This window comes from Streptosporangium sp. CA-115845, from assembly GCF_050943795.1.
GTDB lineage: Bacteria > Actinomycetota > Actinomycetes > Streptosporangiales > Streptosporangiaceae > Streptosporangium.
Genome location: NZ_CP191988.1, coordinates 8,461,713 through 8,473,819, shown reverse-complemented (window position 1 = coordinate 8,473,819; position 12,107 = coordinate 8,461,713). Strand labels below are relative to the sequence as shown.

Annotated in this window: 10 protein-coding genes; 4 read left to right on the top strand and 6 right to left on the bottom strand. The window is 69.2% G+C overall.

Annotation, left to right across the window (positions count from 1 at the left end; genetic code table 11):
* Window positions 1-9 precede the first annotated feature (9 nt).
* The 4 genes from ACQP0P_RS40310 to ACQP0P_RS40295 all read right to left on the bottom strand — a co-directional run bounded on the left by ACQP0P_RS40310 (window position 10) and on the right by ACQP0P_RS40295 (window position 6,407).
* The gene (locus ACQP0P_RS40310; RefSeq protein ID WP_433366205.1) at window positions 10-4,437 is read right to left on the bottom strand and encodes a caspase, EACC1-associated type; all 4,428 of its coding nucleotides are present in this window, start codon (window positions 4,435-4,437) and stop codon (window positions 10-12) included.
* Window positions 4,424-4,801 (bottom strand): effector-associated constant component EACC1, encoded by a 378-nt coding sequence (locus ACQP0P_RS40305; protein WP_433366202.1) that lies wholly within the window; start codon window positions 4,799-4,801, stop codon window positions 4,424-4,426. Before ACQP0P_RS40305 ends, ACQP0P_RS40310 begins: the two co-directional genes overlap by 14 nt.
* A gap of 152 nt (window positions 4,802-4,953) precedes the next feature.
* Window positions 4,954-5,919 (bottom strand): hypothetical protein, encoded by a 966-nt coding sequence (locus tag ACQP0P_RS40300; protein WP_433366199.1) that lies wholly within the window; start codon window positions 5,917-5,919, stop codon window positions 4,954-4,956.
* 47 nt (window positions 5,920-5,966) lie between these two features.
* Complete coding sequence (locus tag ACQP0P_RS40295) at window positions 5,967-6,407, bottom strand: ATP-binding protein (protein ID WP_433366196.1); 441 nt, start codon at window positions 6,405-6,407, stop codon at window positions 5,967-5,969.
* Window positions 6,408-6,605: 198 nt separating this feature from the next.
* On the opposite strand from ACQP0P_RS40295, the gene ACQP0P_RS40290 reads away from it, so the two are divergent.
* The 4 genes from ACQP0P_RS40290 (at window position 6,606) to ACQP0P_RS40275 (ending at window position 9,657) form a co-directional block, all read left to right on the top strand.
* On the top strand, window positions 6,606-6,815 hold the full coding sequence (locus ACQP0P_RS40290; RefSeq protein ID WP_433366193.1) for a Scr1 family TA system antitoxin-like transcriptional regulator: 210 nt from the start codon (window positions 6,606-6,608) through the stop codon (window positions 6,813-6,815).
* Between the two features lie 43 nt (window positions 6,816-6,858).
* Window positions 6,859-7,110, top strand: coding sequence for a DUF397 domain-containing protein (locus ACQP0P_RS40285; protein ID WP_433366191.1), 252 nt, complete (start codon window positions 6,859-6,861; stop codon window positions 7,108-7,110).
* Window positions 7,111-7,331: 221 nt separating this feature from the next.
* A complete protein-coding gene (locus ACQP0P_RS40280) occupies window positions 7,332-8,375 on the top strand; it encodes a hypothetical protein (RefSeq protein ID WP_433366188.1) in 1,044 nt (347 codons plus the stop codon).
* A gap of 340 nt (window positions 8,376-8,715) precedes the next feature.
* On the top strand, window positions 8,716-9,657 hold the full coding sequence (locus tag ACQP0P_RS40275; RefSeq protein ID WP_433366185.1) for a DUF5996 family protein: 942 nt from the start codon (window positions 8,716-8,718) through the stop codon (window positions 9,655-9,657).
* Window positions 9,658-9,735: 78 nt separating this feature from the next.
* Here ACQP0P_RS40275 and ACQP0P_RS40270 read toward each other — a convergent pair whose 3' ends face one another.
* Both ACQP0P_RS40270 and ACQP0P_RS40265 read right to left on the bottom strand, forming a co-directional pair.
* Entirely contained in the window at window positions 9,736-10,254 is a 519-nt protein-coding gene (locus ACQP0P_RS40270) for a nitroreductase family protein (protein ID WP_433366182.1), read from the bottom strand.
* A gap of 161 nt (window positions 10,255-10,415) precedes the next feature.
* A complete protein-coding gene (locus ACQP0P_RS40265; protein ID WP_433366179.1) occupies window positions 10,416-11,726 on the bottom strand; it encodes a xylan 1,4-beta-xylosidase in 1,311 nt (436 codons plus the stop codon).
* Window positions 11,727-12,107: the final 381 nt, after the last annotated feature.

Genomic DNA, 12,107 nt, shown 5'->3' with positions numbered 1-12,107 from the left:
GGACACCGCCTAGCTGATCCCCGCCGCGCCCTTCGGGCAGATCTCGCGGTAGGGCGATTCGGGGATGAGTCTCGTCCACTCCTTCCTTGAGAGAGTGGTTCCCACCCGGGCGCAGAGCGTGGCGGTTGCCTGCTCCGGATCTGTGGGAAAGGTGGAGAGCCAGGTCTCCTCCTCCTCGGTCCTTCCGGTCGTGTACAGGGCCGACCCATCGGGGGCGAAGGTCACGTCACCTCCCAGGGTGGTCAGCGGGAGACCTAGCTGGCGCCGGCTCGCGACGTCCCAGATCCGCACGCCGTCGGATGCCGCGACGGCGAGCAGATCGTCCCTGCTGGAGAAGGCGAGCGAGGCGACGCCGTTCTTGTGACCGCGGAGGCTGAGCCCGACCCGTCTGAACGTGGTCGCGTCCCAGAAGGTGACCTGGCCGTCGTTGCCGCCGACGGCGATCAAGTCGCCGCCGGGGCTGAAGGCCAGTGCGCCTATCTGGTTCGTCCCCGGGCCGAACTCTTCCGGAAGGACCTTGCCTGAGGTCAGGTCGAGTGCGCGTCCGGGGTAGGTGCCGAGTGCGAGCAGCCGGCCACCCGGTTGGAAGGCCAACATCCCGCTCGGCCTGTCGATGCGATCGACCTCGATCGAGTGGAGTCGCCGCCCGGTCGCGACGTCGTACAGCAGGACCGTCTGCCTGGGCTTGGTGTCGTCACCGGTGACGAAGGCGATGCTCTTTCCGTCGGGACTGAACGTCATGCCGCGCAGAAAGTACTGCCAGCGTCCGTACGGCGCCTTGCCGGGTAGGTCGAAGACCACCGGTGCCTGGCCCGCGGGTTTGGCCAGTGTCACGCGGGAGCCCTTCTGCAACGCCACGATCCGTGCGCCGGGTCCGACCTCCAGCGTGTCGAAGGCGTTGTTGGGGATCGACCCGATCGGTTTGCGGCTGCGTGAGTCGAGCAGGGTGGTGCCGGTGTCTCCCACCGAGACGACCGTTGAGCCGTCGCGGCTCAGCGACGCTCCTTCGACGATCGTCGGGTGGCTGTCGGCGCGCAGGTCAAGAGTGAGTACGGCACCGTCGTCGCCCACCAGCCTGAGCGCGGAGGCGTCCGGAGTGAACCGGAAGTCGAAGACCTCCTCGTAGGCGGGCTTGTAGCGCTGGAGCAGAGCGTGATCGGCGACGCGCCACAGGCACACGGCTCTGTCGTCGTCGAATCCGGCGAGGAACCGTCCATCGGAGCTGAAGCGCAGCATGGCCACGCCGACCCCGTCGTAGTCGTTAACGCTGTAGCCGTCAACGCCGTATTCGTCCTGGTAGACCTGCCGGGTGCCGAGGTCCCACAGTCGCGGGCCGCTACTGTGGCCGGCAACGGCCAGGTACTTTCCACTGGGGCTGAAGGCTATTCCCAATGTGTCAGTATTTATCGCCTCGCTTCCCGTTGGCCTCGTTCCCAGAGTGAGACGTTTCTTCCCCGAGACCAGGTCCCAGACGACGGTGTTCCCGTCCAGGTCGAAGTGGGCCGCCAGCCGGTCGTCGGGGCTGAACGTGACCAGTCGCCGACTTGAGAGGGTCCTGTGGAGCATGACCTGCCGGGCCACGTCCCAGACCTCCAGATCGAACGCCAACCATTCGGGCTCTCCCCTGTCGAGGATCAGCCGTTTTCCGCCGGGACTGAACTCCACCGCCTTGACCTCGGAGCCGAACTCGGCGCCCACCTGACTGTCTGTTTCGGTGTCCCAGAGCCGCACCCTGCCCTTCGGGGTGACGACCGCCAGCGTGTGGCCGTCCGGACTGAGCGTGACGGCCTTGAACGACCTCCCCGCTGCGGCGCCCCTGCTCATCGGCACGGTGACGTTCGAGCCGGAGCCGCTCAGCGTTCGCAGCCGCCTGCCCGTGGCGGCGTCCCAGACGCCGCCACCGTCCGGTCCGAAGGCGACGAGTTCCGTGCCGTCCCGGCTGAGCTCGTACACGACCGCGCCGGGGACGGTGACCACGGACCGTTCCAGCTGATCCAGTGCCTCGTACAGGCTGCCCCGGGCCTCCGGAACCTGCCCGAGCCGCCAGGAGGCGATGCTGAGCAGGGTGGCGTTCACCGGATCGGTGGGCCGCAGGACGCCTGCGCGAGCGGCGACGAGGCTGGCGACGACGCGGTCTCGCTGGGCGCGTGCCGCGGCGGTCTGCTCGTCGGCCACCCGGCGCCGGCTCTCGGCCAGACCCGCGGCTGCCAGGGCGACGACCAGCAGTCCGGTCAGCACCGTCAGGATCAGCCGACGCTGCCGCCCCCGCCGCCTCATCGACGCCGAACCCGCGTCGAGGAACGCCTGCTCGGTCGCGGTCAGCGTGACGTGGTGGCGCGGGGAGTCGCCCTCCCCGCGGGTACGGGCCTGCTGAGCCGCGAGGAGACGGGTGCCCTGGTAGAGGAAGGCGGGGTCGCGGTCATGCCGGGCCCATTCACGGGCGCTCTCACCGAGCTGCTGGAGCACCAGCAAGGTGGCGCGATCCTCCTCGATCCAGAGACGTAGCTGGGGCCAGGCGCGGATGAGGGCCTCGTGGGTGAGTTGCACGCTGTCCTCGTCAACCGTCACCAGCCGGGCGCGGACGAAACGGTCGAGGACCTGCCGTGCCTCGACGTGCCCCGGCGCGGCGGCCGGTGGAAGCAGATCGGCCAGGGGGACCGTGCGCCGGGTGCTCTCGGTGCCTTCGCCGAGCCGTACCAGGCGGGGCAGGAGCCGCCGGGCGGTCCGATGGCTCGCGGAGTCGAGGTCCCCCAGGGTGGTGTCGGCGGTCTGCGCCAGTGACCTGGCGATTCCCCCGGTCGTGCGGTATCCGGCCAGGGTCAGGGTCCGCCCCTCCCGGTTCTGCCAGGTCGCCAGCAGGGCGTGGGAGAGAAGGGGGAGAACGCCGCCCATTCCCATCGCGCTGAGCTGCGCGCCGGTCCCGAGATCCTCCAGAAGGAGGTCGACGAGCCCGTCTTCCAGGATCAGCCCCGTCAGCGCGGCCGGTCCTTCGACGGCCTCACGTAGCTGTGCCGTCGTCATCGGGCCGACGACCAGGGGGTGGTCCAGGGCGGACAGGAGTTCCGGATGGGCCGTGCAGTGTCCGTAGAAGTCGGCCCGCACTCCGATGACGACCACGGCCGGGACGTCACCCCCGGAACCGGCGGATACGGAGTGCAGTGCCTCGACGAAGATTCGACGCTGGTGTTCGTCGGGACAGGCGGTGAAAACCTCCTCGAACTGGTCGACGATGATGACCGGACGCTCGGCCCGGTCGCCGAGGATCTGGCCGAGCGTCTCACCGAGATGACCGGGCTGATCCTGGAGCCGTCGCCGGAGCTCCTCGGGAGAGGAGCCGCCGGGAACGGCGAACCGCTTGGCGAGCATGCCCACCGGATCGTCACCGGGGCTCAAGGTCATGAATTGGGTGCCGGTCTCGCCGGAGTGTGGTGCCCGCTGGAGGGCGGGGACCAGACCGGCACGGAGCAGTGACGACTTGCCCGACCCGGACGGTCCGATCACCACGAGCGGCCCTGCCTGGGAAGGGTGTTCGGTCACCCGGTCGACCAGGGCGGTGATGAGATCGGTGCGGCCGAAGAAGAACCCGGCGTCCTCCGGGCCGAAAGCGGCCAGCCCCCGGTAGGGGCTGAAATCTCCCACCTGCTCCCTCGGGGCATCCGGAGATCTGCTCCGGTAGGCGGGGTTGGGGACAATCGGCTGCCGGTCTCCGTAGTCGGCGGCCTGGCGCCGAGGCCGGGGAAAACCCTGCTCGGGAAGAGTGCGGGACAGTGACCTGTAGAGATCGTCCAGGGTCAGCAGCGGTGGGGCCGTGGGGTCTCCACCGGTCAGCAGGTGGATGAGGGCACCGGTGAAGGCGGTGTGCCGCCGTCCCTCGGGGGCCCATGCGGCCTCGTCCCTGTTGGTGGAGGTCAGGAGGTACATGCCTTGCCGGGCGGTATCGAAGACCTGGTCGAGGTCGGCGCGGCCGGTGGTCCCCTGTGCCCGACCGGCGAAGCAGCAGTCCAACGCGATGAGCGTCAGACGGGCCGGGGAGTCGGCGACGACCTCCCGGACGACCGAGTAGGGCAGGGCCTGGTGGCTGGGAATCCCCTTGGTGAGATCGACGGTCGAACGGGTGGCCAGATGAAGCTCGTTGTGACTGCTGACCAGGCCGTGGCCCACGTAGTAGACGAACAGCGCGCTTCGCGCCCGCTGTGCCGCCTGGACCAGGGCGGCGCCGAGTTCCCGCGGGTCGGAGGGGTCGATCAGCATGGTCAGATTGGCCGGGTCCAGCCCCGCGTGGTCGATCAGGCACTGCCCGAGATCTCTGATGGTGCCGGGGACGGCGGGAACATCGGGCAGGCGGGAGCCGGCCGGGTATGTTCCCGAGCCGATCAGGAGGACCTGGGCGCCCGGTGCGGCGAGCAGCAGGCCGGGAAGCGCTTCAGTCGTCGCCATCACGGGCCTCGGTGCGCTTGGGCACCTCGACCAGTTGCGTGGTGAGCGCCCGTGTCTCGACCGGATTCAGAGCCTTGCCCCCCTTGGCGGTCACCTCCACGCGAGTCTCGTTCTCACCGCGGGTCAGGGTCAGATTCACTTCTTCGCCGCGGGTTCTCAGCCAGGCGATCAGCACACCCGCCGGTGCGGTCCCCGCCCCTCCCGCACCAAGGGCGACCTGCAGCCCGTCGACCACGGGACCGAGGGCACCGGGTGGTGGGGCACCCTCCCTGACCCGCACCTGTCCGCGCAGCTCGGGCTCTTCCTTCAACCAGGAGTACAGATTACGGAGTTCGTCCGCGGAGTTCTCGGCTGTGACAGTCACCAGCACGTCCAAGTTGGCACTCCAGAATTCCTGGGCCCCCGCACCGCTGTTGCGACCACCGCGTAACTCGACGCGGTTTCCTCTCGCTCGTATGTCCACCAGTCTGACCTAGGCCCTATGGAAAGTCACCGCCTTCGGCGTTTTCGCGGATCTCAATCAACGTCAAGTTTGGGGACGGAGAAACGGTGCCGCTGGTTCAAGGTGGCGTGGGCTCCGTCGAAGTCCGCCAGGCGGGCGGGCAGGGCGGTGTTGAACTTCAGGCCCTCCAGGGCTCCGGGGTCGGGTTCCGGCAGGCACAGTCCTTCGGCCGAGTCCCGCAGGGCGGAGGTCCAGCTTTCCCTGGACACGTCTGTCCGAAGGCGCAGCCAGGCGTCGGTTACCTGCTGCCTGGGGTCGGCCACCGAGGCGAGCGTGCTCCGCAGGGTCAGGTTGGCGCGATACCCGGCCCAGGTCCACCAGCGCACGTCGTCCCCGCGCACGATGACCGAACCGCCGGGGTGGACGACGTCCAGATGCCGTTCCCGCGCGCCGGCCAGCGCGTCGACGGCGCGGCGGGTCAGCCGTACGGGAGGGTCCGCGCCCAGGAGCACTTCCCGGATGGCCTGCATGAGCTGGAAGGACGTCCCCCGTGGCAGGCCGCCCGACTGCCAGCGGGCGCGCCCGCCGCGCTCCGCCGCCTCGACGAAGCAGCGGCGGCGTTTCCAGTCGATCCAGGTGACCTGCCAGCTCCGGCCGGCGAGCAGGAGCAGCCGGGGCCCCTCGCGGTGGTCGCAGAGCAGCGACGGGTCGATGCGACCGATCTCCGCACGGCCGTGCAGGACCGTGAACTGCGGTGACGCCGTGAAAACGGTGGTGAGCTCCATGAAGTGGCGGTGCCCGAACGCCTTTTCTGCGGCCGGGCCGATGAAGAGCATGCCACCGTCGGTGTCGACGAACCCCGCCGAGACGAGGTGCCGCAGGATCGGTGCCGCCTCGGCACCGAAGGGTTCGAGGCCCGGCCACCACTCGGGCCAGGTACGGTCTCCGATCCGGTACTCCTGCAGGCACAGGGCGAGGAGCTGCTGCGCGACGATGTGCCTCGGTTCGGGCGGCGGCGTGATATCAATCGCATCGCACATCGCTGATTTCGGACGCTTGCGCGAACGCGCCGAGCGGCTCCTGAGGTTCAGGACGATGCCTGGGTAGCCGTGGTTTGACGGGGAAGACGCCAGCGGGCCCAGACGGTTTTGCCGGGGCGGTCGGGGAGGGGGGTGACGCCGGTGTCGTGTGCCAGGGCCCTGACGATGGTCAGGCCGCGGCCGTGCAGGGACTCGGGATCGAGGGTGAGGTGGCGGGGCTGTCCGGTGCCCCGGTCGGTGACCTGGACCTGGAACTCGTCGGCGGTGCGGGCTCGCAGGGTCAGGGGTTCGGGAGTGGGCCAGACTGCGACGGCGTGGAAGTGCCGGGTGCCGGGGCCGTACCAGACGGTCCAGGCGGGCTCGATCTGGTCGAGTTGCTCGGCGGCGGCCCGTTCGGCCGGGTCCCAGGGCTGAGGGGCGACCTGCTCGGTGACGGTCCCGCGCCGGTGTCGTCCGCTCTGCCGGGGCTGGGGCTCGCGTCCGTTCATGCCGTCGCCCCCTGCCGGTACGGGGCGTGCTTGCCGGAGGGGGGGACGGGGACCCGGCGGCCGTCCTCGCCGGTACGGCACGGCGGCCGTGGCCACGGGCGGCTCCGGCTGCCGGTGTCGGCCGGGGGCGGGGAGCTGCTCGGGGGAGAGCAGTGGGGGGTGTTCGGGGGACCGCTGGGCAGGTGGCATTGGGGGGTGATGACGGGAATCCTCGGTAGCTTCGTGGTCGCGCAGCTTTCAGGGAGTCCGGATACGGCGTATATCCAGTCCGCAATCCATGGGCACGTGACAAACCGCCCAGAAGATGTCGAAGCTATCCATAGCAGGTATGACGCCTTGCGAGCCGAGGCGCAACCTCAGCGCATGTCCATCGAGTTGATCAGGGAGGCGGAGAAACTGTGGACCTGAGTGATGAGCTGAAGACCGCAGCCTGGCGTACTGACGATCAAAGGTGAACGTTACCCAAAGGCGGCCCATCTCTGCAGGTCAGCGGCATGATCACGTGTCACGCCGAGCTTTCGGATTCTGTAAGGCCACCAAGAGCGGCCCCGACCAGGGTGATTGCCTGGAGGTGGCTCCGTTGTCGGGTGGTCGGGTGGGGCTGCGGGACACCGAGGCCCCGGGGCAGGCGCCGTTCGTGGTGAGTGCGAGTGTGTGGGACGCGTTCGTGGACGGGGCCAAGAAGGGCGAGTTCGACTTCTGATCCTCGTTCCCCGACGTACGGGAAAGTGCCTGGTCGTTGCCGGGGTCTTTCCCGTACGTCTCTGTCATCGCACCAGAGAGGCGGATGACGCAAGGCCACCAAGCGCGGATCTGACCAGACCCGGCTGTCTCCTTGCTGTCACCTTCGATCCCAGCGGCTTCTCATCACGCTGCAAGTCCTCGCCCGCAGGATGGTCTCGTTACCTCCTGAAAGGACGAGATATGCGGTTATGGAGTGTCCTGTTGTCGGCGGCCGCGCTGTTGCTGGCCGGGGCGGTCCCGGCTCAGGCCGACGCGCTGGCGGATGACCCGGTGGTCTCGGTGGCTCCGGTCGGGGTGGAGCCGCCGTCGTTCAGCGGCGTGTGTTCGCCGGGGGTGCGGTTCGCCGCCAGCGCCGCGATCACCGCCGACGGACCCGGCACTGTGACCTACCAGTGGGATTCGGGCTGGGGGGGCCAGAGGGGGCAGCTGACCTTCACCGAGGCCGGGACGCAGACGGTCACCGGAGTCACCTACCACTACTACGGCATGGGCCCGCGGAGCCAGACCGTCACGGTGACCGGCGCCAACCAGGCGCAGACAGCCGTCGCCTATACGCTGGGCTGCATCGACCCCGTCCCGACTCAGGCGCAGATCCAGCCCGCGACCGACTACATCGGCCGCTGTGGCTCCGACGTCGTGCACACGGTCAGCGCGCAGATCAGCTCGCCGATCGCGCAGACGGTCCGCTACCGCTGGAAGGGTTTCTACAGTTGGCCGTTGCCGGGTCTGGAGGACGAACGCGAGATCGTGTTCACCGAACCCGGCACCAAGACCGTCAGCGCGCCTTTTCAACGCCTTCCCATCCCGGGCACCAACATGGGAAACACCGTCGAAGTGCAGGTCGTCAGCCCCGGCAGCGCGAGAAGCGAGAGTGTGCACTACCGGACGGTCTGTGTGAAGGCGGAGTTCACCTCGATGATGACCGTCGCCGGCAACTGCAGAACCGGGGTTGACTTCAAGTACAAGATGGACGGCTACATCGAGAGCAACGCGGTGGGGCAGATGTCCTACACCTGGGCGCATCAGTCCTTGGGGGAGGATGAGTGGGTTCGTGACCCGTGGAAGCCCCTGTCCTTCACCACCGACAACAGCCCCGGCCGTCAGAGCGTCAGTAAAACGTGGACCGCTCCCATGGGCGAGTCGGGCGCGTGGCGCCTGGAGATCGCCGGCTCCGACGGCACCGTCGTCTCGCAGAGCCGCCCCTACAGAGTCCCATGCGGCTGACGGCCCGGCCGGGCACACCCGGCCGTCGCTGACCGCCGGTGCGGCTCGCGCGAGCCGCACCGGCCGCGGCCCGACCCCGGGCTGACAAACGGATGCGCGAGAAGTCATCGCCGAAGCAGCTCGCCGTGCCACCGGCGGACCCAGGGCAGCACCTCGCGCAGTCCGGCGAGCAGCGGGGCCGGCTGCGGCTGCCCAGCCGTGGTTCTGCTCCCGGTCGACGATCGGAGTCGCCAGAGCCTGGGGCTGCTCGTGGGTGTTCCCCAGCAGCCCGACGACGCGGCCCGATGAAGATCTTGCTCTTCATGGTTCCTGGTGCGCACGCTGCGGGAATGGTGGCGTCATGGAGTTGTTCGCCCCGATACCGCTGGACGAGTGGCGGGACACCAAGGCCACGCTGCACCGGTTCTGCCAGGTGGTGGGCAAGATCCGGCTCGCCGCCGGGGTCCGGCGCAACCACTGGTGGAGCGTGCCGTTCCATCTCACCGGCCGAGGGCTCACCACCCGGCCGATGGGGCAGGCGGACGGCAACCCGATCTTCACGATCGACTTCGACTTCGTCGGCCACCAACTGCTCGTCACCGCGCTGGACGGCCGGGCGGCGTCGTTCCCGCTCTACGGCCAATCGGTGGCGTCCTTCTACCACCGGGTCATGCTGGCGCTGGCGGAGCTGGACGTGCAGGTGGACCTGGACATACCGTGGCCGTTCGACCTGCCCGACTCCGGGCGGCCGTTCGTCGAGGACACCGAGCACGCGGCCTACGACCCCGTCATGGTCATTCGCTACTGGCAGGTGCTGAGCCAGGTGAACCTGGTGCTGGAGGAGTTCGCCGCGGGCTTCTCGGGGAAGATCAGCCCGGTGCACCACTTCTGGCACACCTTCGACATCGCCTGCAGCCGCTTCTCCGAACGCCGGGTCGACCAGCCGCCCTCGGTCGACTCGGTGACGCGGGAGGCCTACTCGCGAGAGGTGATCAGCTCCGGCTTCTGGTTCGGCGACGACACCTTCCCCGAGCCCGCCTTCTACTCGTACACCGCCCCCGAGCCCGGAGGGCTGGAGAACGAACCGCTCAGCCCCGAGGCCGCGGAGTGGATCGAGCAGCGCGGCGGCCATCTGGCAGTGCTGCGCTACGCCGACGCCCGATCGGCGGCCGATCCGCGCGCCGCGGTCCTGGCCTTCTACGAGAGCGCCTACCAGGCCGGAGCCCGGCGTGCCGGTTGGGACATCGCCAGGCTCGCCTGCCCAGGGGGGATCACCGACCCGAAACTGAGAACCGGACCCTGACCGGCTGCACCGTCCTCGACGTCCTCGACAGCGGCGATGGCAGCCGCGACTTACGGCACCCGGTGAGCGGGCATCCGCTCAGGGGCCGATCCAGCGGACCAGCTCGTCCAGCGGCAGGCGGCCCGAGGGGATCGCGGACCTGCCGCGAGGCGCGGGTGCGGGGTAGCCGAGGGAGATGGCGGTCCTGACCTGCCACGGAGCCTCGACGCCGACCAGCCGGCCGGCCCGCTCGGCGTTGGAGGCGGGGAAGAACGAGGCCGGGCAGCTGCCCAGGCCGAGGTCGTGCGCGGCGAGCATGAGGTTCTGGGCGGCCCGGCCCGCGTCGAACTCCGCGTCCTCGCCACCCGTGCCGTGGTCCACCGCGAGCAGGACGACCACTGGAGCGGTGGCCAGGTGAGCCGCGTAGCCTCCCAGCAGGCTCAACCTCTGCTGCAGGCCGCGATCCCTGACCACGACGAACCTCCACGGCTGGCGGTTGCGCGCCGACCCGGTCCAGCGAGCCGCCTCCAGCACCCGCACGATGTCGCCGGTCGGCACCGGTGTGCCGGCGAACCATCTGGTGGCCCGCAACGGCCCGCCCCTCTGCCCCACGCTCATCTCCCCGATCCCGCACAGCGTCCTGCGCTCATCATCTCGAAAGACCGGTTCGGCCTCGCGACCGCCGGTCAGCCTGGACGATCGTCCCGCCGCGAGCAGGCGCGGCGGTGGGTCTGGAAGGCCGGTGGTATCCGTACGCCGATGACGGCCCCGTCCTGAGGCTAGCGGTCGCTCCACTTGATCTCGTAGGGCCGGAGGGTGAACGACGTGCCGTCCACGGTCGTGGTGATCTTCGCGTCGGTGGTGTTGACCATCAGCAGTCGCCGCGGCTGCGCGAGCACCCGGACCTTGGGGTCGGAGGAGGTGACGTGCTCCAGTTCGGCCCCGGCCGGGAACCAGGTGGTGAAGTCGGCCACCAGCTTGCCGGTCGGGAGCTCGGCACCGGTCCGCGGGTCCCACATGCAGCCCTGGCAGGTGCCCTGCTTGACCTGCGGATTCCAGTACAGCGCGGTGGCGGCGCCGCTCCTGGCGAACTCGATCATCGAGGCGGCCTGGACGGCGAGCCGCATCGGCTCCGGCCAGGTGGTGTTGTCCTCGGGGACGAAGTACCACTCCGACCACCAGATGGGCAGGTCGCCGGTCTTGTCGCGCAGCCAGGTGGTGACCGCGCTGAACTTGCTCAGCGCTCCGAACGCGTCGGGCAGCAACTCGTGGGCGTCGGTCAGCGAGGCGCCGTCGACCACGATGAAGTCGGCGCCCTTCTTGTTCTCGAACCAGTAGTTGAAAGCGTCCAGGGCGTTCTGGTTGACGACTCCCCAGCTGCCCCGCAGCTCGGACTTGCCGGTCCTGTTGCTGTCGAAGCCGAGGTAGGGGCCGCCGATCTTGGCGTCGGGCCGGACCGCCTTCACCGCGTCGTAGACCTTGTTGTAGAGGTCGGTGTAGCCCTTGAAGTCCGCGGGTTTGGAGTGGTCCTTCCAGAAGCCCTTGAACTCGTTCCAGACCATGAAGTACTCGACGTCGCGGTACTTCGCGGCGACGGTCGCCGACAGCTTGGCGAAGTCGTCGAAATGCTTGGGATAGGGGGCGTCCTCCAGGTGCTCGGCCCAGGCCGAGTCCGAGGTCGGGCCCTCGGGGCCGCCCTTCATCCAGTCAGGGGCGCAGCAGAGCGTGATGATCTGTGTGCCGCCGGACTGCCTCATCAGGTTCGTCCGGCTGTCCAGGTCCTCCCAGTAGAACTCCTGCGGGCGCGGTTGGGGGTTGAGCGCCCCGAACCCCATGATGTGCTGGTTCTGCAGCATCGGGGTCTGGGCGAGCCTCCGGCTCACCTCCTGCTCGAACTGCGGGGTGACGTTGTTGGCGCTGACCCCCGTGTGGGTGAACCCCCAACGAGGCCATCCGGGGTCCACGGCCGGCGCTTTCTGAATCGTGCTGTTGGACGCCGCGGTTGAGGGGGCGTCGGCCTGCCGCGCGTCGGGAGCCCCCCGGTCCGGAGTACCGCCGAAGGAACAACTCGCCGCCAGCATCGCCGTCATGACGGCTCCCGCGGCTGAGGCGACCGCCCGCCCAGGACGCCACCATGTCGATCCCCCAGTACTCGATGCCACCTGATCCCCACTCGATCTTCGCCGTCTGCTGTGCCCAGAGGGTTCCACAGGCCGAGTAAAAGCGGCGTATGGGAAAGCGGTTCGCCGGCAAACGTTATGACGGATCCGGAAGGCGGGCGTGCTCGCCGGTCACCGCGGGCCGTCACCGCCTTCGCGGTGTCGTCGTGAGCCGGGCCGAGGACCTGTTCTCTCGCCGGCTACGCGATGTCCGAGCACCATGATGCCGCGCTGACGGTCGCCTCCCCGCGGACGGCGGTCGCGACGCGGGGCGTCGAGGGGACGGGGTGATCTTCCACTCGGATCGCGGCC